This is a genomic window from Pseudomonas sp. NFACC37-1 (assembly GCF_900101575.1).
Taxonomy (GTDB): domain Bacteria; phylum Pseudomonadota; class Gammaproteobacteria; order Pseudomonadales; family Pseudomonadaceae; genus Aquipseudomonas; species Aquipseudomonas fluorescens_AA.
The window spans coordinates 91,466-112,979 of record NZ_FMUZ01000005.1 but is presented as its reverse complement, the minus strand read 5'-3'; the positions used below and the strand labels follow the sequence as shown (position 1 = coordinate 112,979).

Here is a 21,514-nt window from a genome sequence, read left to right as displayed (position 1 = left end):
CGGAGGGGGACGGACAGAGCCTTTAACCTAGCCCTGTTTTGAGCGTATGACTAATCACTGGACTCTATAGCAAGGTTCGCGGTTCCGAACTCCGCTATCATGCGGCGGTTTTCGTGACAGGCTTTGCTACGGAGTTTCAATGAACACGCTTTTTATGCACTGCCGGCCAGGCTTCGAAGGCGAGGTCTGTTCCGAGATCGCCGAGCACGCGGCCCGGCTCAACGTGGCCGGCTACGCCAAGGCCAAACCGGCCAGTGCCTGCGCCGAATTTGTCTGTACCGAAGAGGACGGCGCCGAGCGGCTGATGCGCGGGCAGCGTTTTGCCGAGCTGATTTTTCCACGCCAGTGGGCGCGGGGCACGTTCATTGAATTGCCGGAAACCGACCGTATCAGCGTCATCCTGGCTCACATGTCGGCGTTCCCGACCTGCGGCAGCCTGTGGCTGGAGGTGGTCGACACCAATGACGGCAAGGAACTGTCGAACTTCTGCAAGAAATTCGAAGGCCCGCTGCGCAAAGCACTGAGCGGGGCCGGCAAGCTGGTGGACGACCCCCGCAAGCCGCGTCTGCTGCTGACATTCAAAAGTGGCCGTGAAGTGTTCCTGGGCCTGGCGGACGCGGACAATTCGGCGATGTGGCCGATGGGCATCCCGCGCCTGAAGTTCCCCCGGGAAGCGCCGAGCCGCTCCACACTCAAGCTTGAAGAGGCCTGGCACCATTTCATCCCCCGGGACCAGTGGGATGAGCGCCTGCACAGTGACATGACCGGCGTGGACCTCGGCGCCGCGCCAGGCGGCTGGACCTGGCAACTGGTCAACCGTGGGATGCTGGTGACGGCCATCGACAACGGCCCCATGGCCGAAAGCCTGATGGACACCGGCCTGGTGCAGCACCTGATGGCGGACGGCTTCACGTTCAAGCCCAAGCAGCCGGTGGACTGGATGGTCTGCGACATCGTCGAAAAGCCTGCGCGCAACGCGGCGATGCTGGAAGAGTGGATTGGCGAGGGCCATTGCCGCGAGGCCGTGGTCAACCTCAAGCTGCCGATGAAGCAGCGTTATGCCGAGGTGAAGCGCCTGCTCGAGCGTATCGCTGATGGCTTCAAGGCCCGGGGCATCAAGGTCGAGATCGGTTGCAAGCAGCTGTACCACGACCGTGAGGAAGTGACCTGCCATTTGCGGCGGTTGGACACGAAGAAGCCGAAATCCCGCTAGCCCTCGGGATTGATGGAGACCCCTGTGGGATGCCAGGGGTGACCGAACGCCGACATTGCGCGACAATGCCGGCCAGTTTCAGGAGTAGAACATGAGTGAAATGAACGACACGCCGGTCGACGGCACGCTGGATGCCACCGGCCTCAATTGCCCGGAACCGGTGATGATGTTGCACCAGCACATCCGCGACCTGGCCCCCGGTGGCCTGCTGAAAGTCATCGCCACCGACCCCTCGACCCGCCGCGACATCCCCAAGTTTTGTGTGTTCCTGGACCACGAGCTGGTGGCCCAGCAGGAGGAGGCCGGCACCTACCTCTACTGGATCCGCAAGAAACTCGCTTAACCCGTCGAGCGGCTGAGGCGGATCTGCTTGCGCGCGCTACGTGCCAGACGGATCGACAACATCAGTGCCGCGCAGCTCAAGCCCACGATCAGGCCTTGCCACAAGCCGCTCGGGCCGCTGGCCGCGCCGAGCCAGTCGGTCAGGCCCAGGGCGTAACCCACCGGCAGGCCGATGCCCCAATAGGCGAACAGGGTCAGGATCATCGTCACCCGGGTGTCCTGGTAGCCGCGCAATGCGCCTGCCGCCGTGACCTGGATCGCATCGGAAAACTGAAACAGCGCCGCATAGACGATCAGCATCGATGCCACCTCGATGACCACCGGATCGGCGGTATAGATCGCCGCGATAGGCCCGCGCAGCGCGAACATCAGGCTCGCCGACAGGCAAGCGTAGGCCAGTGCGGTGCCCATGCCCACCCCGGCAGCGAAGCGCGCTTCGCGAGGCTGCTGCCGCCCCAGGGCTTGGCCGACGCGCACCGTGACGGCCATGCCCAGGGAGTAGGGGATCATGAACACCAGGGAGCTGAAGTTCAGCGCGATCTGGTGCCCGGCCACCACGGTGGCGCCGAGGCTGCCGATCAGCAGGGCGATCACCGCGAAAATACTCGACTCGGCGAACACCGCAATGCCGATCGGCAAGCCGATGCCCAGCAAGCGCTTGATGACCGCCCATTGCGGCCAGTCGAAACGGCTGAACAACCGACTCGACTGATAGGCCGGTGCCCACCGCGCCCAACCGGCCATGCCCAGGGCCATGACCCACATCACGATGGCCGTGGCCCAGCCGCAACCGACGCCGCCCATGGCGGGCACGCCCAGGTGCCCATAGATGAAGATGTAATTGAGCGGAATGTTCAGCGCCAGCCCGCACAGCCCCAGCACCATCGCCGGTCGCGTGCGACCCAGGCCGTCGCTGAAGCAGCGCAGTACGTGATACAGCGCCACGGCCGGCAGGCCCGTGCCGATGCCCCGCAGGTATTCCATGCACGGACCGATCAATTCGGGATCGACTTTCATGATGTGCAGGATCGGCTCGGCGCTGAACAGCGCCAGTGTCGCGATCAACCCCACCACCAGGGCCAGCCATAGCGCCTGGCGTACCAGCGGCCCGATCTCGTCGAACGTGCCGGCACCGAAGCGCTGGGCAACTTTCGGGGTGGTCGCCAGCAGGGTGCCAGTCATCAACAGGAACACCGGCACCCAGATCGAGTTGCCCAGGGCCACGGCCGCCAGGTCCCGTGGGCCGACCCGACCGGCCATCACCGCATCGACAAAGCCCATGGCCGTGGTCGCCAGTTGCGCCACCATGATCGGCAAGGCCAGGGCCAGCAAGGTCTTGAATTCCAGGCGCACCCGGGCCGGGCGGGAAAGGGGAGTGGAGGTGTCGATGACAGGATTCACAGGGCAAGCATCCGAAAGGGGTAAGCGCAAGGCGGAGAATTCTACGCTTTGACGTGGTGGTCAGGAAAAAACCTGTGTTGTGGATTTGTAATCGTTCACTCAGCTCGTGAATGCTGTTGTGGCGAGGGGATTTATCCCCGTTCGACTGCGCAGCAGTCGCAATAGTCATAGGGGGGGCTGGCGCACCCAACGGGGATAAATCCCCTCGCCACAACATCATTCGCTCCTGGTAATGCGTAGACCCACTGGAACGCCTACACTGCCTACCCCGCCAAAGGAGCTCCGCCATGCTGATCGTCGCCGACGAAAACATCCCCCTGCTTGATGCGTTTTTCCAAGGATTCGGCGAAATCCGCCGGGTACCGGGCCGGGGGATCGACCGGACGATGGTCGAGCACGCCGATGTATTGCTGGTGCGGTCGGTCAGCCAGGTCAATCGGGCCCTGCTGGAAGGCAGCAAGGTCCGCTTCGTCGGCACTTGCACCATCGGCACCGACCACTTGGACCTGGATTATCTTGCCGAGGCGGGGATCCGCTGGGCCAGCGCACCCGGCTGCAATGCCCGTGGCGTGGTGGACTACGTGCTGGGCAGCCTGATGACCCTGGCGGAAATCGAAGGTGCGGCGCTGGAGCAGCGGACTTTCGGCGTGGTCGGCGCGGGCCAGGTGGGCGGACGGTTGATCGAGGTGCTCAAGGGGTTGGGCTGGGTCGTGAAGGTCTGCGATCCACCGCGTCAGGCCGTCGAGGGCGGCGACTATGTGAGCCTGGAGCAGATCATCGAGCAGTGCGATGTGATCAGCCTGCACACCCCGTTGACCCGCGACGGCGAGCAACCGACCTGGCACCTGTTCGACGAAGCGCGCCTGAACCGGCTCAAGCCCGGGACCTGGCTGATCAATGCGGCTCGAGGGCCGGTGATCGATAACGCCGCGTTGCGCGCGGTGTTGCTGGAGCGCGAAGACCTGCAAGCGGTGCTGGATGTCTGGGAGCAGGAGCCCACCGTGGATGTGGACCTGGCCGATTTGTGCGTGATCGCCACCCCGCACATTGCCGGTTACAGCCTCGATGGTCGCCAGCGTGGCACGGCCCAGATCTACCAGGCCTTGTGCGCGTTCCTGGAACGACCGGTTGAAGTCAGCCTCAGTGACCTGTTGCCTCGGCCGTGGCTGGGTGGCATCACCCTGGATGCCGAAACCGACCCGGCCTGGGCTTTGGCGGCGCTGTGCCGGAGTGTGTACGACCCCCGTCGCGACGACGCGGATTTTCGCCGCAGCCTGGTGGGCACCGTCGACGAGCAACGCCGCGCCTTCGATGCCTTGCGCAAGCATTATCCGCCACGGCGGGAAATCGACAGTTTGAAGGTGCGTATCGACGGGCAGTCGGCGGCCTTGCAACAGATTGTCACGGCGTTGGGCGCCACCCTCGTCTAGACGCCGTCTTTTTGTGGCGAGGGGATTTATCCCCGCTGGGGCGCGAAGCGGCCCCGAAATCTGAAGATTGCGGTGTGTCAGTTTGAACCAATGGGGCTGCTGCGCAGCCCAGCGGGGATAAATCCCCTCGCCACAAGTGAGTGCCAAGCCAGAGATCAATGGCAGCCTTGTTCTTTCAGGCATAAAAAACCCGACATCAATGTCGGGTCCAATTGAAGACGGGCTGTATCACTTTTGTTCGGCAGGCTTGACCAGTCGTTTTTCCAGCTCGCTGCAGGCTTTCTGGATCATGTCTTCGGTGATCGGTACTTCGCGCCCTTGGGCATCGATGAACGAGCAGCCCAGAGACTGGTCCGGTTGCGTGCGGATTACTTGAATCTTGTCGTCGCTGCTGTGTTGCAAGGACATGGCCTGTCTCCTCATCAGGTTGTATGCCTACTTTAGTGTCGCCAGGTGACCGAGCCATGACACTCCTTGTAGGTTCATGGCGACACCTCCACTCAATCAGAAACACAGTTGCGTTTCCAGCCAGACTTTAGACCGATAACATCTAGCCGCTAGTCATAGTGGTCATATTTAACCTGACTCATTGCGATTCAACTTGGTTCCGCTGCGTTTCGGCGTCGCGAGCTGGCCTTTTTCCTGCTGCATTATCGGACGCCTTTGATGCTTTCTTCCCGACATCGCCGTGCCATACGCCTGGCCAGCGGCTTCATCGCCCCTTATCGCAAACAGGTCGCCGGCGCTTTGCTGGCGTTGATTGTCACTGCCGGCATTACCTTGTCCATGGGGCAAGGCATCCGCTTGCTGGTGGACCAGGGCTTCATGACCCGCTCGCCGCACCTGCTCAATCAATCCATCGGCCTGTTCATGGTGCTGGTGGTGGGGTTGGCGATCGGTACGTTTTCGCGTTTTTACCTGGTGTCCTGGATTGGTGAGCGGGTGGTGGCGGATATCAGGCGGAAGGTCTTCAACCATCTGGTGTACTTGCACCCGGGTTTCTACGAAAACAACCGCAGTTCGGAAATCCAGTCACGGCTGACCACTGATACGACCTTGCTGCAATCGGTGATCGGTTCGTCGCTGTCGTTGTTTTTGCGTAATGTCTTGATGGTGGTGGGTGGTATCGTGCTGCTGTTCATCACCAATCCCAAGCTGACCAGTATCGTGGTGATCGCCCTGCCGCTGGTATTGGTGCCGATCCTGCTCTTCGGGCGTCGCGTGCGCAGCTTGTCGCGCCAGAGCCAGGACCGCGTTGCCGACGTCGGCAGCTATGTTTCCGAAACCCTTGGCCAGATCAAGACCGTGCAGGCCTACAACCATCAGGTCCAGGACGAACACCGTTTTTCCGTGACGGTGGAGCAGGCCTTCGACACCGCTCGCAAGCGCATTGTCCAGCGGGCCTGGTTGATCACCCTGGTGATCGTGCTGGTGCTGGGGGCGGTGGGGGTGATGCTCTGGGTCGGAGGCATGGATGTGATCGCCGGGCGGATTTCCGGTGGCGAGCTGGCGGCGTTCGTGTTCTACAGCCTGATCGTCGGCAGTGCCTTCGGGACCCTGAGCGAAGTGATTGGCGAGTTGCAGCGGGCGGCCGGTGCGGCAGAGCGCATTGCCGAGCTGCTGCGTTCGGAAAACATCATCCAGCCGCCGGCTTCGGGGCTCGTGACCTTGCCAGCGCGGGTTCGCGGTGATTTGCGTCTCGAAGGCGTGCGCTTTTCCTACCCGTCCCGGCCGGACAGTTATGCAGTCGACGGACTCGACCTGAGCATCAAGGCCGGTGAGACCCTGGCCCTGGTCGGGCCTTCCGGCGCGGGCAAGTCGACGGTCTACGATTTGCTGCTGCGCTTCTATGATCCCGTGCAAGGGCAGATCCTGATCGACGATGTGCCGTTGACTCGACTCGATCCGCTGGACCTGCGCCGGCATTTCGCCCTGGTTTCACAAAGCCCGGCGCTGTTTTTCGGCACGGTTGAAGAGAATATCCGCTATGGCAACCCGGAGGCGACGTCGGAGCAGGTGCGCGAGGCCGCGCAGATCGCCCACGCCCACGACTTCATCGAAAAAATGCCCGACGGCTACCAGACGCACCTGGGCGACGGCGGCCTCGGGTTATCCGGCGGCCAGCGCCAACGCCTAGCCATCGCCCGAGCGTTGCTCGTGGATGCCCCGATCCTGCTGTTGGATGAAGCCACCAGCGCCCTCGATGCGCAAAGCGAGCACCTGATCCAGCAAGCCTTGCCCAGCCTGATGAAAAACCGCACGACGCTGGTGATCGCCCATCGGCTGGCCACGGTGAAAAACGCCGATCGGATCGCGGTGATGGACCAGGGCAAGGTGGTTGCCGTGGGCACTCACCAGGAGCTTGTCGCCAGCAATGCGCTGTATGCGCGATTGGCGGCGTTGCAGTTCAATGTGGGGGCGGAGGCGGCAACCGACTGATACCGCGTCCACAGGGGATGTTGTGTTTGATGCAGGCCCTGTGGGAGCGAGCTTGCTCGCGATAGCGGTGAGTCAGCTTGCATTCATGTTGCAGGTGCCGGCGCCATCGCGAGCAAGCTCGCTCCCACAAAGAAGAGGGCTTTGTGGGGGTGTTAATCACTGATCATCGAAATACCGCTCATGCCAGTCCACCAGCGGTTGCGGCGAATTGAGTTTCTGGCCGTAGATCACCGAGTATGACAACACGTTCTGCACGTATTGGCGGGTTTCGTCGAACGGGATGCTCTCGACCCAGACGTCGAAGCTCAAGTGGTCGGCGCCACGCAGCCATTGGCGCACGCGGCCGGGGCCGGCGTTGTAGGCCGCCGAGGCCAGGACGCGGTTGCCGTTGAACTGGCTATGAACCTGGCTCAGGTAGGCCGCACCCAACTGGATGTTCTTGTCCGGGTTCAGCACTTGCTGTGGCGAGGCCAGGGGAATGCTGAACTTGCGCGCGGTTTCCTTGGCGGTGCCAGGCATCAGTTGCATCAGGCCGGCGGCGCCGACGCTGGAGCGGGCATCATCCATGAACGCACTTTCCTGGCGGGTAATGGCGAACGCCCAACTTGGATGCAAGCCTCGGATCTTGGCTTCGCGCACCAGGGTCTCGCGGTGGGCCATCGGGAAACGGATGTCCAGGTCGTCCCAGTACTTGGCCTGGCTGATGGTGCGGATGGCCGGGAAATACCATTTCAGGTCGTAAGCCAGTTTTGCCTGGGCGACCATTTCGTCCCGGTTGAAATGACGGCTGACGTGATACCACTCGCGGCGTCCGTCGACGATATCCCCACGGGCATGAAACTCCAGCGCCCGGCGCACGCCAGGGGTATTGCGCACCTTGTTGGTCAGCGCCTGGCTCATCACCAGTGGCTTGTTGACGAGCGAGTAGGGGGACTGGGATCGGTCGGCGGCCAGGAAGCCATAGAAGTCCCGCTCACGGGCCAGGTGCTTGTAGAGCGTCAGGGCTTCCGGGTTCTGCGGCTGCGCCAGTTCCAGCGTGCGGGCTTGCCAGTACCGCCAGCGGTTGGTGCTGGACAGCGACTCGGGCAGGCGGCGGGTCAACTGATAGGCATCGTCCCAGCGAGCGAGGCGCAACAGCAGGCGCAAGCGCCATTCCGAAACGGTGTCATCGCGCAACTCAGGGTCGTATTTCGTCATCACGTCCAGGGCGCGGCTGTCGAAGCGCTTGGCCAGGGTCAGACCGATCTCGCGGGCGATCGCGACTTTTTCATCCCGGGAAAAATGCATGGTGCTGGCGTAGCCATCCAGCAGCGCCATGGCTTTTTCCGGGTCCTGGCGGGCCAGGCGACGCAGGCCGAGGCTGACGATATCGGACATCGGTTCATCGGCTGGAACGAAGCGCGAGGGCTGGTTGAGCAACTCGGGCTTTTGCGCCACGTCCACTAGCAATTTGCCACGGGGAGCGAGGGTGGTCAGGCCGCTGACCAGGCTGTTGGCCAGCGGGTAGTTGCGCGCCTGAGCTGCCAGCTTGGCGCGCTCCCAGCGTTTCTGCTCGGTCAACTGGCCCTGGGATGCCCACAGGCCGAACAACGCATCGCACGCCTGGGGCTGGGATTTGCCGGTAAGCCACAGCTTTTCGGTGTTGGCGTAGCCCTCGGCCTTCAGGCCATGGCTGAGTTGGTATTGAGCGTTGAGGCAATCCAGCTCGGTGAAATTGAGCTTGGGGTCGTAATACTTGACGAAGGTCTCCCAGTCGCCGCGCTCGGTCAGCCAACGCAGCCAGCGTAGCTTCATCCAGTTGGCCTGGGGCAGGTCACCGTGCTCGGCGAGGAATTTCTCGATTTCGGCGTTGCTGGCGCTCTTGAGGCGAGCGGTCAATTCGTCGTAGGCCAGGTACGGCTCCAGCGGGTAATCGCGCAGGGCCTGGCTGTAGCGGAAGTAGGGGCCGGAATCGCCCTTGGCCAATGCACGCTTGGCTTCGTCGTAGTATTGGCGCTGAGTGGAAATATCCACCGCCTGAGCGGATTGAACGGCAGTGGCACATACAAAAAGACACGATAAGACACTGAAAAGGCGACTGCGCATGAGACGTCCGGGCAGAAAAAAACATGACAAGCCCAAGGGTGAACCCAGGGTAACTGTCTGTAGCTTAGCCTTTTGCCAGCAGCCGGCGAAAGCTTTGCGGGGCTGTCGGTGCAAGTTCGCAACATTTGTTATGCAGAGTGCTTCAGTGGCGAAATTGGCGGACCCTTGAGGCCTCATCTCAGGTAGAATGCGCGCCCGGTTTTTGGAGAAGCTCATGACCCTGCTCAAATTCAGCGATGTGTCCCTTGCTTTCGGCGCTATGCCGTTGTTGGACAAGGTGTCCTGGCAGATCGCCCGTGGTGAGCGGGTGTGCATCATCGGCCGAAACGGCACTGGCAAGTCCAGCATGATGAAGCTGGTCAAGGGCGATCAAAAGCCCGACGACGGCTCGGTCTGGCGTGCGCCAGGCCTGAAAATCGGCGAATTGCCCCAGGAACTGCCGGTGGCCGACGAGCGGACCGTGTTCGATGTGGTCGCCGAAGGCCTGGACGGTGTCGGCGCGCTGTTGGCCGAGTATCACCACCTGAGCCAGAACATCGTCACCGATGCCGACCTGGACAAGTTGATGCACGTGCAGCACGACCTTGAGGCCCGAGACGGCTGGCGCCTGCAGCAGTTGGTCGACAGCACCCTGAGCCGCCTGCAATTGCCGGCCGACAAGACCCTCGCCGAGTTGTCCGGCGGTTGGCGTCGCCGCGTCCTGCTGGCCCAGGCCCTGGTCTCCGAGCCGGACCTGCTGCTGCTCGACGAACCGACCAACCACCTGGACATCGGCGCCATCGCCTGGCTTGAAGAAGCCCTGAAAGACTTCCAGGGGGCGGTGCTGTTCATCACCCACGACCGTTCCTTCCTGCAGAACCTGGCGACGCGCATCCTTGAATTGGACCGCGGCGGCCTGATCGACTGGAACGGCGACTACGCCAGCTTCTTGGTGCACAAGGAAGCGGCGCTGGCGGCGGAAGAAACCGCTAACGCACTGTTCGATAAGAAGCTGGCCCAGGAAGAAGTCTGGATTCGCCAGGGCATCAAGGCGCGTCGCACCCGCAACGAAGGCCGTGTGCGTGCGCTCAAGGCGTTGCGCGTGGAGCGCAGCGAGCGTCGCGAGCGCACCGGCAAGGCCAACATTCAGTTGGATACCGCTGACAAGTCCGGCAAGCAGGTGATGGTCCTGGAGAACGTGAGTTTCGCGCACCCTGGCGGCCCGTTCCTGATCAAGGACTTTTCCATGGTGCTGCAGCGTGGCGATCGCATCGGCCTGCTGGGCGCCAACGGCACTGGCAAGACCACTTTGCTCAAGCTGATGCTCGGCGGCCTGGTGCCCACCAGCGGCAAGGTGGAAGAGGGCACGAAGATCGACGTCGCCTACTTTGACCAGTTGCGTCATCAACTGGATCTGGAAAAGACCGTGATCGACAACGTCGCCGAAGGCCGCGATTTCATCGATATCGATGGCCAGAGCCGCCATGTGCTGAGCTACCTCGGCGATTTCCTGTTCAGCCCCCAGCGTGCCCGTACGCCGGTCAAGGCGTTGTCGGGTGGTGAGCGCGCCCGTCTGTTGCTGGCCAAGTTGTTCAGCAAGCCGGCGAACCTGCTGGTGCTCGACGAGCCCACCAACGACCTGGACGTGGAAACCCTCGAATTGCTGGAAGAGGTGCTGCTGACCTTCAACGGCACCGTTCTGATGGTCAGTCACGACCGGGCATTCCTCGACAACGTGGTCACCAGCACCCTGGTGTTCGAAGGCGAAGGCCTGGTTCGCGAATACGTCGGTGGCTATCAGGACTGGCTGCGCCAGGGTGGCTCGCCGCGTCTGCTGGGGGTCACCGAGAGCAAGTCCGGCAAGGCCGACCTGAACTCGGCCGTGGTCAAGGCCGAACCTGCGCCGGTTGCCGCAGCAGCCCCGGCCCCGGCAAAGAAAAAGCTCAGCTACAAGCTGCAGCGTGAACTGGAAGCCTTGCCGGGTGATATCGACGCGAAGGAGCAGCAGATCGCAGCGGTAGAAGCCGAAATGGCCGAGGCCGGGTTCTACCAGCGACCTGCTGCCGAAACCGCCAAGGTGATTGCGCACCTGGAGCAACTGCAAGCCGAGCTGGATGCATTGGTCGAGCGTTGGGCCGAGCTGGACGTGTGATCCACCGTCGAGAAAAATCCCGGCGTTCAGCAATGAGCGCCGGGATTGTTTACTTGAAACGCCATCCCCTTGTGGGAGCGAGCTTGCTCGCGATAGCGGTGTGACAGTCAGCATCAATGCTGCTGATCTACCGCGATCGCGAGCAAGCTCGCTCCCACAGGTTTAGGTTTATGTGCGCTTGACCAGATGCACCGCCAGCACATCGCAAGGCGCGCCATGCAGCACATCGTTGGCGGTCGAGCCCAGCAGCAGCGCCAAACCGTGGCGACCATGGCTGCCGACGACAATCAGGTCGCAACCCTGTTCCTTGGCCAGGTGATGGATCTCCTGGCGCGGCTGGCCGTACGTCAGGTGGCTGAATTCCTTCTTCAGGGCCGGGTATTTCACGATCAGTCGGTCAAGGCGTTCCTTGGCCTGGTCAAATTGCTGCTGCTGCAACTGGGAAAGGTCCATCGGCACGTCGCCGCCGAAGGCCATGGCCATCGGTTCGACGATATGCACCAGTGACAGCTGGGTGTCCCGGCCTTCGCAGAGGGCGAGGGCGCGCTTGACGACCGGATCGCATTCTTCAGTGAGGTCAACGGCGACCAGAACGTGGTTGTAGTACATGGAAGGCACTCCAGAGAATTGCGATACGGTAAGTATGGCTGGTTTCAAGCGCATTGACGCCACCTGGGTCAATGGGCTCATCAGAATCGGGGAGTACGAATATGACGGTCTGGATAGTGCTGTCAATCCTGTTGGTGGTGTTAAGTCCGCTGGCATGGTTGCGTCCGTCCCGTGTACAGAGCGGTCGCATGGCCTTGCGCATGGAGGCGCGGCGCCTGGGACTGGCCATGCAACTGGCGCCACAAGAGTGGCCGCACTGGCTTGGCCAGCAGCCGCCAAACCCCTGTGCCCAGTACTGTCGGCCCCGACGCGGCAGCCAGCCGGCCTGCTGGAGCTACTGGCAAACTGCGCCGGGCGTCTGGGTCAATCAGTGGCGGGAAGTCTGCCTGGATGAGTCCCTGCTCAATCATTTCGAAAAATTGCCGGCCAACGTCTACAAAGTCGAAGCCGACCGGCAAATGATCGCCTTGTATTGGGGCGAGAAAGGCGACGCCACTGTTTTGCAGGATATTGCCGAAGTCCTAAAGGCGCTGGCCTGATCCGCAGTAGGAGCTGTCGAGCCCAGCGAGGCTGCGATCTTTCCAGGCTCATTGAATCTTGAGAAAGATCAAAAGATCGCAGCCTTCGGCAGCTCCTACATTCGGGCATAAAAAAGCCCGACAGTCTCATCGGGCGGGTTGGCCAGGCAGGCCGGTAATCCATCTCGTGTCAGGGGTGCGTTCGCAGCGCCCTTCATTCCGCAAAATTCAATCGTACCCGGACAGCGTAGTCGGCTGGATCCGATCTGTCTGGAATTAGGGCGACTTTTCTAATTATTGATTCTATGAATGGCTTCTCATGCGGCGCCGTGTTGCGGATCCGTAGGGTACGGAAATGACCGTAAAGTCGCGTTCACGCCTGTGTTTAGGGCGATTGACAATTGTCGGAAATTCCGTGAAGGTGACGTACCCAAATCAAACGGGCGTATGAATTGAGCGTTTGTATTTTCAGACAGCTCCTACAGACCCCGACTATCGCGTTGACGGGTGTGCCTGGCGGATTGGCGTAGCATCGACGGTAACGTCAGTGTCGAACCAGTGGTCAGCGTCCAACGTGTACTGTTCAGCTTCCATATCGTGGAGATCAGTTGATGATTTACGAAGGTAAAGCCATCACGGTTAAGGCTCTTGAAAGTGGCATCGTCGAACTGAAATTCGACCTCAAGGGTGAGTCCGTCAACAAGTTCAACCGTCTAACCCTGAATGAATTGCGTCAGGCCGTAGACACTATCAAGGCAGATGCTTCGATCAAGGGTGTGATCGTCAGCAGCGGCAAGGACGTGTTCATCGTTGGTGCCGACATCACCGAATTCGTCGACAACTTCAAGCTGCCCGATGCCGAACTGATCGCTGGCAACCTCGAAGCCAACCGTATTTTCAGCGACTTCGAAGACCTCAACGTACCGACCGTCGCGGCCATCAACGGCATCGCCCTGGGTGGCGGCCTGGAAATGTGCCTGGCGGCGGATTACCGCGTCATGGCCACCACGGCCAAGATCGGCCTGCCGGAAGTCAAGCTGGGCATCTACCCGGGCTTTGGCGGCACCGTGCGCCTGCCGCGCCTGATCGGTGCCGACAACGCTATCGAGTGGATTGCCGCCGGCAAGGAAAACCGTGCCGAAGACGCGCTGAAAGTCGGTGCCGTGGATGCCGTGGTCGAACCTGGCAAGCTCCAGGAAGCGGCCCTTGAAACCATCAAGCGTGCCATCAGCGGCGAGTTCGACTACAAGGCCAAGCGCCAGCCGAAGCTGGAAAAGCTCAAGCTCAACGCCATCGAACAAATGATGGCCTTCGAAACCGCCAAGGGTTTCGTGGCCGGTCAGGCAGGCCCGAACTACCCGGCGCCGGTCGAAGCGATCAAGACCATCCAGAAAGCCGCGAACTTCGGTCGCGACAAAGCCCTGGAAGTCGAGGCCGCCGGCTTCGTCAAGCTGGCCAAGACCTCGGCTGCACAAAGCCTTATCGGCCTGTTCCTCAACGACCAGGAACTGAAGAAAAAGGCCAAGGCCTACGACGAAATCGCCCGTGACGTGAAGCAGGCCGCCGTGCTCGGCGCCGGTATCATGGGGGGCGGCATCGCCTACCAGTCGGCGTCCAAAGGCACGCCGATCCTGATGAAGGATATCAACGAACACGGGATCGAGCAGGGCCTGGCCGAAGCCGCCAAGCTGCTGGTGGGTCGTGTCGACAAAGGCCGCATGACCGCCGCGAAGATGGCCGAAGTGCTCAACGGCATTCGTCCGACCCTGTCCTATGGCGATTTCGGCCATGTCGACCTGGTGGTCGAAGCGGTTGTCGAGAACCCGAAGGTCAAGCAGGCGGTACTGGCTGAAGTCGAAGACAAAGTCAAAGAGGACACCATCCTCGCCTCGAACACCTCGACCATCTCCATTTCGCTGCTGGCCAAGGCCCTCAAGCGTCCGGAGAACTTCGTCGGCATGCACTTCTTCAACCCGGTGCACATGATGCCGCTGGTGGAAGTGATCCGTGGAGAGAAGTCCAGCGAACTGGCGGTGGCCACCACCGTGGCCTACGCCAAGAAAATGGGCAAGAACCCGATCGTCGTCAATGACTGCCCGGGCTTTTTGGTCAACCGCGTGCTGTTTCCGTACTTCGGTGGTTTCGCCAAGCTGGTCAGCGCCGGTGTGGACTTCGTGCGCATCGACAAGATCATGGAAAAATTCGGCTGGCCGATGGGCCCGGCGTACCTGATGGACGTGGTCGGCATCGACACCGGCCACCACGGTCGCGACGTCATGGCTGAAGGCTTCCCGGACCGCATGAAGGACGACCGTCGTTCGGCCGTCGACGTGCTCTACGAAGCCAAGCGCCTGGGCCAGAAGAATGGCAAGGGCTTCTACGCCTACGAGACCGACAAGCGCGGCAAGCAGAAGAAAGTCGCCGACTCGTCGGTGCTGGAAGTGCTCAAGCCGATCGTCTACGAGCAGCGGGAAGTCACCGACGAGGACATCATCAACTGGATGATGATCCCGCTGTGCCTCGAAACCGTGCGTTGCCTGGAAGACGGCATTGTCGAAACCGCCGCCGAAGCCGACATGGGGCTGGTCTACGGTATCGGTTTCCCTCCATTCCGTGGCGGTGCGCTGCGTTACATCGATTCGATCGGTGTGGCCGAGTTCGTTGCCCTGGCTGACCAGTACGCTGATCTGGGCGCGCTGTACCACCCGACCGCGAAGCTGCGTGAAATGGCCAAGAGCGGCCAGCGTTTCTTCGGTTAAGCGCCCAACGACTAGAGCGAGAGAACATTTATGAGCTTGAATCCTAGAGACGTCGTGATTGTCGACTTCGGTCGTACGCCGATGGGCCGCTCCAAGGGCGGCATGCACCGCAACACCCGCGCCGAAGACATGTCGGCGCACCTGATCAGCAAGCTGCTGGAGCGCAACGTCAAGGTCGACCCGAACGAAGTCGAAGACGTGATCTGGGGCTGTGTGAACCAGACCCTGGAGCAGGGCTGGAACATCGCCCGCATGGCCTCGCTGATGACCCAGATCCCTCACACCGCGGCGGGCCAGACCGTCAGCCGCCTGTGCGGTTCGTCCATGAGCGCACTGCACACCGCCGCCCAGGCGATCATGACCGGCAACGGTGATGTGTTCGTCGTCGGTGGTGTCGAACACATGGGCCACGTGAGCATGATGCACGGCGTCGATCCGAACCCGCACATGTCGCTGTACGCGGCAAAAGCGTCGGGCATGATGGGCCTGACTGCGGAAATGCTCGGCAAAATGCACGGCATCAGCCGCGAACAGCAGGATGCCTTCGGCGTGCGCTCCCACCAGCTCGCCCACAAGGCGACCGTGGAAGGCAAGTTCAAGGATGAGATCATCCCGATGCAGGGCTACGACGAGAATGGCTTCCTGAAGCTGTTCGACTACGACGAGACCATTCGTCCGGAAACCACCCTGGAAAGCCTGGCCGCCCTGAAGCCGGCCTTCAATCCGAAGGGCGGCACCGTGACAGCCGGTACTTCGTCGCAAATCACCGACGGCGCTTCGTGCATGATCGTGATGTCGGCCCAGCGTGCCCAGGACCTGGGTATCCAGCCGATGGCAGTGATCCGGTCGATGGCCGTGGCGGGTGTGGACCCGGCAATCATGGGCTATGGTCCAGTGCCGGCCACGCAGAAAGCCTTGAAGCGCGCAGGCTTGGGCATTGCCGATATCGACTTCTTCGAGCTCAACGAAGCTTTCGCCGCACAGGCCCTGCCCGTGCTGAAAGATTTGAAAGTGCTCGACAAGATGAACGAGAAGGTTAACCTGCACGGCGGCGCGATCGCCCTGGGTCACCCGTTCGGTTGCTCCGGTGCGCGTATCTCCGGCACGCTGCTCAACGTCATGAAGCAGAATGGCGGCACCTTCGGTGTGTCCACCATGTGCATTGGCCTCGGCCAGGGCATCGCCACCGTCTTCGAACGCGTCTAAGCGTTGCGTCGATGGAAGCCGGGGCCAAGTGCCCCGGTTTTTGTTTTTTCCGGGTTTAGTAGAAAAAATTTTGTTTTTATTTTGAAAAGATTTGAGTGAGGGCCAAGACATGCCGATACAACCTGGGCTCTACCAGCATTACAAAGGTCCGCAGTACCGCGTATTCAGCATCGCGCGGCATTCCGAGACCGAAGAGGAAGTGGTGTTCTATCAAGCCCTGTATGGCGATTACGGCTTTTGGGTACGCCCCTTGAGCATGTTCCAGGAGTCCGTCGAGGTTGACGGCGAGCAGGTGCCACGCTTTGCTTTGGTGCAGGCCGAGGAGAGCATTTTTACCACGCCTTGAGGCCGGCATGCGGGCAACCCTGCGCTTGACCTCACCTTGCAGCCACTATATATAGCGGTGCCGCGTCAGGCGCCAACCGCCTTTCACTTTTTAGAATTCAGGAATTTTCTGATCCATGGGCAAATCGCTGGTCATTGTGGAATCCCCGGCTAAGGCCAAGACCATCAACAAGTATCTGGGCAACCAATACGTGGTGAAGTCGAGTATCGGCCATATCCGAGACCTGCCCACCAGCGGTTCGGCTAGCGCCAGCAAGGAGCCTGCCGCCAAGCGCGGCAAGGCTGCTGCCGGTGAAGCGCCGGCGCTGTCGCCCAAGGACAAGGCGCGCAAGCAGCTGGTTTCGCGCATGGGGGTCGATCCGGAACACGGCTGGAAAGCCAAGTACGAGATCCTCCCGGGCAAGGAAAAGGTCATCGAAGAGCTGCGCCGGCTCGCCAAGGATGCCGACACCATCTATCTCGCGACGGACTTGGACCGCGAAGGGGAAGCCATTGCCTGGCACCTGCGCGAAGCCATCGGTGGGGATGACAGCCGCTACAAGCGCGTGGTGTTCAACGAAATTACCAAGAAGGCCATCCAGGAAGCCTTCTCCCAGCCAGGCGAGCTGGATATCGATCGGGTCAACGCCCAGCAGGCGCGTCGTTTCCTCGACCGCGTGGTGGGTTACATGGTCTCGCCGCTGCTGTGGGCCAAGATCGCCCGCGGCCTGTCGGCCGGGCGAGTGCAGTCGGTCGCCGTGAAGCTGGTGGTGGAGCGCGAGCGCGAGATCCGGGCGTTCATCCCTGAAGAGTACTGGGAAGTTCACGCCGACCTCGGCACCGCCAAGGGCGCGGCCGTGCGTTTCGACGTGGCCCGCGAGAAGGGCGAGGCCTTCAAGCCGCTCAACGAAGCCCAGGCCATGGCGGCACTGGAGAAGCTCAAGGCTTCCAGCTACAGCATCGTCAAGCGCGAAGACAAACCGACCAGCAGCAAGCCGTCGGCGCCGTTCATCACCTCCACGCTGCAACAGGCCGCAAGCAACCGCCTGGGCTTTGGCGTGAAAAAAACCATGATGATGGCCCAGCGTCTGTACGAAGCCGGCTACATCACCTATATGCGTACCGACTCGACCAACCTGTCGGCCGATGCCGTGGCGATGGCGCGCACTTATATAGAAAGCGAGTTCGGCAAGAAGTACCTGCCGGACACACCGAACGTCTACAGCAGCAAGGAAGGTGCGCAGGAGGCTCACGAAGCGATTCGTCCGTCCGATGCCAACACCGAGCCAAGCAAGCTGTCGGGCATGGAGCGCGATGCCGAGCGTCTCTACGAGCTGATCTGGCGCCAGTTCCTGGCTTGCCAGATGCTGCCGGCGCAATACCTGTCGACCACGGTCAGCGTCGGTGCCGGTGACTTCGAGTTGCGTGCCAAGGGCCGCATCCTGAAGTTCGACGGCTACACCCGCGTCATGCCGCAAATCACCAAGCCTGGGGATGACGACGTCCTGCCCGACATGGCCCAGGGCGACGTGATGAAGCTGATCAAGCTCGATCCGACCCAGCATTTCACCAAGCCGCCGGCCCGTTACTCCGAAGCCAGCCTGGTCAAGGAAATGGAAAAGCGCGGCATCGGTCGTCCTTCGACCTACGCCGCCATCATTTCCACCATCCAGGACCGCGGTTATGTAGCGCTGCACAACCGTCGTTTCTATTCGGAAAAGATGGGTGACATCGTCACCGAGCGTTTGTCCGAGAGCTTCTCGAACCTGATGGACTACGGCTTCACCGCCGGCATGGAAGAGAACCTCGACGATGTGGCCCAGGGCGAGCGGGACTGGAAAAACGTTCTCGACGAGTTCTACGGCGACTTCAAGAAAAAACTTGAAGTGGCGGAGAGTCCGGACAACGGCATGCGGGCCAACCAGCCGGTCATGACCGACATCCCGTGCCTGACCTGCGGCCGTCCGATGCAAATCCGTACCGCTTCGACCGGTGTCTTCCTCGGTTGCTCGGGCTACAGCCTGCCGCCCAAGGAGCGCTGCAAGGCGACGGTCAACCTGGTGCCGGGCGACGAAATCGCCGCGGACGACGAGGGCGAATCGGAATCCCTGGTGCTGCGTGGCAAGCATCGCTGCCCGATCTGCAGCACGGCGATGGATGCCTACCTGCTGGATGAGAAGCGCAAGCTGCACATCTGCGGCAACAATCCGGACTGTGCCGGCTACGAGATTGAAGAGGGCACTTATCGCATCAAGGGCTACGAAGGCCCGAGCCTGGAATGCGACAAGTGTGGCAGCGAGATGCAGCTCAAGACCGGCCGTTTCGGCAAGTTCTTCGGCTGCACCAACCCGACCTGCAAGAACACCCGCAAACTGCTCAAGAGCGGTGACGCGGCGCCGCCGAAGATGGATCCGGTGAAAATGCCGGAGCTCAAGTGCGAGAAGGTCAACGACACCTATATCTTGCGTGACGGCGCTTCCGGCCTGTTCCTGGCAGCCAGCCAGTTCCCGAAAAACCGTGAGACCCGTGCGCCATTGGTGATGGAGATCGTGCCGCACAAGGACGAAATCGATCCGAAGTACCATTTCCTCTGTGAGGCACCGCAGAAGGATCCGGACGGGCGCCCTGCGGTCATTCGCTACAGCCGCAAGACCAAGGAGCAGTACGTGCAGACCGAAGTCGACGGCAAGCCGACAGGCTGGAAGGCGTACTACGATGGCGGTAAATGGACCGTTGAAGACAAGCGCTGATCGCCAGGGCTTGTCTGGAGGGCGGGGTTGAGGCTCTTGTGGCGAGGGAGCTTGCTCCCGCTGGTGGCGTAGCCGCCCTCTACAATCGCTAAATCCGCATGGATCTAACAGAAAGGCCGCATGACAACCCACAGGTTTTCATGCGGCCTTTTTGTTTTTGGCTTGCAGTGGCCTCGGTTGATCCACGACACTGTCGCACTTGCGTGAAGCTTTCATTTCGTTGGGGAGATGCCGCCATGGCCCACGAACTCTATACCCGCACCAATCAGAAAATCTATTTCGCCGGCCTGTCGCTCGAAGCACTCACCAGGGCCGAGGACGGGCGTGCGATGAACTCCCCGGCACTGCTCCAGGCAGGACGTGAGTCCGCGCTGTTTCATCTGTACGGTGCGTTGTTGGGGTTGTGCCATGAAATCGCCGGTTTCTATCGCCTGCCACAAGCGAATGCCCCGCGGGCCGAGCTGCTGTTGACCCGCGAAGCGCTGGAAACCATCGCGATTCCGGAGCTGGCCGAAATGGTCGAGCTGGCGCATAACCCGGAAACCTGGCTTGCGAAGCTATTGGCGGCCCATGCGGCGCTATTCGAGCCGCCCCGGGCCCCGCGCAAGCCCAAGGGGGACGTGACCCAACCGTTGATCGTGGCGGTCAATCTGGATGAGCAAGACCCAGAGCAGGCGTTGAGCCGGGAGGAACTGGAGAGCTGGCGCCAGAACCTCAAGAGCCTGGCGATACGCTTTCGTGAAGGGTTGAACGAGTGCTGAGTTTCCACTCGGCCCGTTACGTTCGTTGATAACGCTTGGTCAAGATCCCGAGCGGAGCCTGGCCGATGACTATATAATCCTCGCCTTTGGTGGAGAACAGACTTTTATGCCTACGTCCTTTCTAGAAATTGTCGAACTTCCTGATGGCCGCATCGAGCTGCGCAGGGCCGAGGACGAAGGTTCTCTGGTGACCTTGAACTTCTCCGAAGATGCCAAGGTATTCCTCCAGGGCCAACACGTCGAAGTCGCCAAGGCGATGCTGAGCGTGGGCGTCCAGATGGCAGGTCGCCTGGTTGAAGGCGAATTCAACAAGGAAGAGGGGCCGCGGGTTCTTCACTGATCCCGTCTGTCGGCTTTTTTGAATCGTGTGGCTGGTCGGCTTCTCTACTTTGGAGAAGCCCCGCGTTTGTCTTAGCCCAATCGAATATTCAAGCTTTGTGCGTCCCCGGTGCGGGCGGCGCTGATCAACTGTTGCCGTGCGGCGGTGGTCAATGGGTTGAGCCAGCTGACCACGGTGTGGCTACGGCCCAGGCGCAAGGCCTCGCAAGTCAACTGTTGGGCGCTTTGGGTGCCTCGTGGTTGCAGCAACAGGATGCGCTCACGGTTCAGGCCGGCGTCCCGCAGCCAGGCTTGGGTAACGCTGGCCGGTGGAGCGATCAGCGTCAACCAGCGAGCATCCTGGTCCTGGCTGAGTTCTCGCAGAATCGGCGCCAGCAGGTTCAGGCAGTTTCCGGCCGCACCACGTAACGACAGTTCGCTGAAGGCCTCGGGTTCGACGCCCCAGGGCGATTCGATGACCTCTTTCAGGACTGGAACCAGCGGTTGGGCCATGAATGCCTCGAACAGCGGAAGTTGTGTGTGTTGTGGTGCGTGAGGGAACTGCATAAAGCCTCCTTTAGCGGCGAATGACGCCGACACTCAAGCCTTCGATGACCAGGTCCTGATCTTTCAGGTTCACTTCGATGGGGGCGAACTCCGGGTTCTCGGCAATGAGCCAGACCTTGCTGCCGTCGCGCTTGAAGCGTTTGACGGTCACCTCATCGCCGATTCGCGCCACCACGATCTGGCCATTGCGGGCTTCGCGGGTGGTGTGGACGGCCAGGAGGTCACCGTCGAAGATGCCGATGTCCTTCATGCTCATGCCGTGTACACGAAGCAGGTAGTCGGCCCGGGGATGAAAGAACGAAGGGTTGATGTTGCAGGATTCCTCGACGTGCTGCTGGGCAAGGATCGGCGCGCCCGCCGCGACCCGGCCGATGATCGGCAGGGTGGTTTCGTCGGCCTTGGCTTCGAAGCCGGGGATACGAATGCCACGGGATGCGCCCGGGGTCATTTCGATCGCGCCCTTGCGCGCCAGCGCCTTGAGGTGCTCTTCAGCCGCGTTGGGCGACTTGAAACCCAGTTCCTGGGCGATTTCCGCCCGGGTCGGCGGGTAGCCGTTGTCTTCGAGGCAGCGTTTGATGAAGGCCAGAATCTCTGCTTGGCGTGGCGTCAGCTTTAGCATATTGATCGCTCTGTCTTTTTATACAGTGACTGGGATTATATA

Annotated in this window: 18 protein-coding genes; 12 read left to right on the top strand and 6 right to left on the bottom strand. The window is 61.2% G+C overall.

The genetic code is table 11. The features are described from left to right. Window positions 1–139: 139 nt before the first annotated feature. Both rlmM and tusA read left to right on the top strand, forming a co-directional pair. Entirely contained in the window at window positions 140–1,213 is a 1,074-nt protein-coding gene (gene rlmM, locus BLP82_RS08370) for a 23S rRNA (cytidine(2498)-2'-O)-methyltransferase RlmM (protein WP_092166626.1), read from the top strand. A gap of 91 nt (window positions 1,214–1,304) precedes the next feature. Continuing rightward, on the top strand, window positions 1,305–1,556 hold the full coding sequence (gene tusA / locus BLP82_RS08365; protein ID WP_003183455.1) for a sulfurtransferase TusA: 252 nt from the start codon (window positions 1,305–1,307) through the stop codon (window positions 1,554–1,556). Here tusA and BLP82_RS08360 read toward each other — a convergent pair. Next, window positions 1,553–2,956 carry an MATE family efflux transporter gene (locus BLP82_RS08360; RefSeq protein WP_072407836.1) on the bottom strand — a complete coding sequence of 468 codons (1,404 nt, stop codon included), beginning with the start codon at window positions 2,954–2,956 and terminating at the stop codon, window positions 1,553–1,555. The two genes, tusA and BLP82_RS08360, sit on opposite strands and share 4 nt — an antisense overlap. A 287-nt stretch (window positions 2,957–3,243) precedes the next feature. Here BLP82_RS08360 and pdxB point away from each other — a divergent pair, with 287 nt between their 5' ends. Then, complete coding sequence (gene pdxB, locus BLP82_RS08355) at window positions 3,244–4,386, top strand: 4-phosphoerythronate dehydrogenase PdxB (protein WP_092166625.1); 1,143 nt, start codon at window positions 3,244–3,246, stop codon at window positions 4,384–4,386. Window positions 4,387–4,614: 228 nt separating this feature from the next. On the opposite strand, the gene BLP82_RS08350 is transcribed toward pdxB, so the two are convergent. After that, a complete protein-coding gene (locus tag BLP82_RS08350) occupies window positions 4,615–4,794 on the bottom strand; it encodes a PA1571 family protein (protein WP_003199629.1) in 180 nt (59 codons plus the stop codon). 258 nt (window positions 4,795–5,052) lie between these two features. Here BLP82_RS08350 and BLP82_RS08345 point away from each other — a divergent pair, with 258 nt between their 5' ends. Further along, window positions 5,053–6,825, top strand: coding sequence for an ABC transporter transmembrane domain-containing protein (locus tag BLP82_RS08345; protein ID WP_092166624.1), 1,773 nt, complete (start codon window positions 5,053–5,055; stop codon window positions 6,823–6,825). Window positions 6,826–6,981: 156 nt separating this feature from the next. Here BLP82_RS08345 and BLP82_RS08340 read toward each other — a convergent pair whose 3' ends face one another. After that, the gene (locus tag BLP82_RS08340) at window positions 6,982–8,910 is read right to left on the bottom strand and encodes a transglycosylase SLT domain-containing protein (protein ID WP_092166623.1); all 1,929 of its coding nucleotides are present in this window, start codon (window positions 8,908–8,910) and stop codon (window positions 6,982–6,984) included. 214 nt (window positions 8,911–9,124) lie between these two features. On the opposite strand from BLP82_RS08340, the gene BLP82_RS08335 reads away from it, so the two are divergent. Continuing rightward, window positions 9,125–11,041, top strand: a complete 1,917-nt coding sequence (locus BLP82_RS08335; protein WP_092166622.1) for an ATP-binding cassette domain-containing protein — start codon at window positions 9,125–9,127, stop codon at window positions 11,039–11,041. A 168-nt stretch (window positions 11,042–11,209) separates the two neighbouring features. Here the strand turns inward: BLP82_RS08335 and BLP82_RS08330 are convergent, their stop codons facing one another. Beyond that, complete coding sequence (locus BLP82_RS08330) at window positions 11,210–11,650, bottom strand: universal stress protein (protein ID WP_060738415.1); 441 nt, start codon at window positions 11,648–11,650, stop codon at window positions 11,210–11,212. Between the two features lie 101 nt (window positions 11,651–11,751). On the opposite strand from BLP82_RS08330, the gene BLP82_RS08325 reads away from it, so the two are divergent. The 7 genes from BLP82_RS08325 to BLP82_RS08295 all read left to right on the top strand — a co-directional run bounded on the left by BLP82_RS08325 (window position 11,752) and on the right by BLP82_RS08295 (window position 20,308). After that, the gene (locus tag BLP82_RS08325; RefSeq protein ID WP_092166621.1) at window positions 11,752–12,189 is read left to right on the top strand and encodes a hypothetical protein; all 438 of its coding nucleotides are present in this window, start codon (window positions 11,752–11,754) and stop codon (window positions 12,187–12,189) included. Window positions 12,190–12,779: 590 nt separating this feature from the next. Next, window positions 12,780–14,927 (top strand): fatty acid oxidation complex subunit alpha FadB, encoded by a 2,148-nt coding sequence (gene fadB / locus BLP82_RS08320; RefSeq protein WP_092166618.1) that lies wholly within the window; start codon window positions 12,780–12,782, stop codon window positions 14,925–14,927. A gap of 30 nt (window positions 14,928–14,957) precedes the next feature. Then, window positions 14,958–16,133, top strand: coding sequence for an acetyl-CoA C-acyltransferase FadA (gene fadA, locus BLP82_RS08315; RefSeq protein ID WP_060738412.1), 1,176 nt, complete (start codon window positions 14,958–14,960; stop codon window positions 16,131–16,133). Window positions 16,134–16,242: 109 nt separating this feature from the next. Next, window positions 16,243–16,479 carry a DUF1653 domain-containing protein gene (locus tag BLP82_RS08310; protein ID WP_092166615.1) on the top strand — a complete coding sequence of 79 codons (237 nt, stop codon included), beginning with the start codon at window positions 16,243–16,245 and terminating at the stop codon, window positions 16,477–16,479. A gap of 115 nt (window positions 16,480–16,594) precedes the next feature. Then, window positions 16,595–19,207: a type I DNA topoisomerase gene (gene topA, locus BLP82_RS08305; protein ID WP_092166613.1), complete on the top strand. Its 2,613-nt coding sequence runs from the start codon at window positions 16,595–16,597 to the stop codon at window positions 19,205–19,207. Between the two features lie 236 nt (window positions 19,208–19,443). Continuing rightward, the gene (locus BLP82_RS08300) at window positions 19,444–19,968 is read left to right on the top strand and encodes a DUF6586 family protein (protein WP_092166610.1); all 525 of its coding nucleotides are present in this window, start codon (window positions 19,444–19,446) and stop codon (window positions 19,966–19,968) included. A gap of 106 nt (window positions 19,969–20,074) precedes the next feature. Then, window positions 20,075–20,308 carry a hypothetical protein gene (locus tag BLP82_RS08295; protein ID WP_003183419.1) on the top strand — a complete coding sequence of 78 codons (234 nt, stop codon included), beginning with the start codon at window positions 20,075–20,077 and terminating at the stop codon, window positions 20,306–20,308. Between the two features lie 71 nt (window positions 20,309–20,379). Here the strand turns inward: BLP82_RS08295 and sulA are convergent, their stop codons facing one another. Continuing rightward, complete coding sequence (sulA, locus tag BLP82_RS08290; protein ID WP_092166607.1) at window positions 20,380–20,853, bottom strand: SOS-induced cell division inhibitor SulA; 474 nt, start codon at window positions 20,851–20,853, stop codon at window positions 20,380–20,382. A gap of 10 nt (window positions 20,854–20,863) precedes the next feature. Beyond that, the gene (lexA, locus tag BLP82_RS08285; RefSeq protein ID WP_003199651.1) at window positions 20,864–21,472 is read right to left on the bottom strand and encodes a transcriptional repressor LexA; all 609 of its coding nucleotides are present in this window, start codon (window positions 21,470–21,472) and stop codon (window positions 20,864–20,866) included. Between the last annotated feature and the right edge of the window lie 42 nt (window positions 21,473–21,514).

Coding starts and splice junctions, on each gene's coding strand:
- rlmM (WP_092166626.1), top strand. CDS start 140: ATGAACACGCTTTTTATGCACTGCCGGCCAGGCTTCGAAGGCGAGGTC.
- tusA (WP_003183455.1), top strand. CDS start 1,305: ATGAGTGAAATGAACGACACGCCGGTCGACGGCACGCTGGATGCCACC.
- pdxB (WP_092166625.1), top strand. CDS start 3,244: ATGCTGATCGTCGCCGACGAAAACATCCCCCTGCTTGATGCGTTTTTC.
- BLP82_RS08350 (WP_003199629.1), bottom strand. CDS start 4,794: ATGTCCTTGCAACACAGCAGCGACGACAAGATTCAAGTAATCCGCACG.
- BLP82_RS08345 (WP_092166624.1), top strand. CDS start 5,053: ATGCTTTCTTCCCGACATCGCCGTGCCATACGCCTGGCCAGCGGCTTC.
- BLP82_RS08340 (WP_092166623.1), bottom strand. CDS start 8,910: ATGCGCAGTCGCCTTTTCAGTGTCTTATCGTGTCTTTTTGTATGTGCC.
- BLP82_RS08335 (WP_092166622.1), top strand. CDS start 9,125: ATGACCCTGCTCAAATTCAGCGATGTGTCCCTTGCTTTCGGCGCTATG.
- BLP82_RS08330 (WP_060738415.1), bottom strand. CDS start 11,650: ATGTACTACAACCACGTTCTGGTCGCCGTTGACCTCACTGAAGAATGC.
- BLP82_RS08325 (WP_092166621.1), top strand. CDS start 11,752: ATGACGGTCTGGATAGTGCTGTCAATCCTGTTGGTGGTGTTAAGTCCG.
- fadB (WP_092166618.1), top strand. CDS start 12,780: ATGATTTACGAAGGTAAAGCCATCACGGTTAAGGCTCTTGAAAGTGGC.
- fadA (WP_060738412.1), top strand. CDS start 14,958: ATGAGCTTGAATCCTAGAGACGTCGTGATTGTCGACTTCGGTCGTACG.
- BLP82_RS08310 (WP_092166615.1), top strand. CDS start 16,243: ATGCCGATACAACCTGGGCTCTACCAGCATTACAAAGGTCCGCAGTAC.
- topA (WP_092166613.1), top strand. CDS start 16,595: ATGGGCAAATCGCTGGTCATTGTGGAATCCCCGGCTAAGGCCAAGACC.
- BLP82_RS08300 (WP_092166610.1), top strand. CDS start 19,444: ATGGCCCACGAACTCTATACCCGCACCAATCAGAAAATCTATTTCGCC.
- BLP82_RS08295 (WP_003183419.1), top strand. CDS start 20,075: ATGCCTACGTCCTTTCTAGAAATTGTCGAACTTCCTGATGGCCGCATC.
- sulA (WP_092166607.1), bottom strand. CDS start 20,853: ATGCAGTTCCCTCACGCACCACAACACACACAACTTCCGCTGTTCGAG.
- lexA (WP_003199651.1), bottom strand. CDS start 21,472: ATGCTAAAGCTGACGCCACGCCAAGCAGAGATTCTGGCCTTCATCAAA.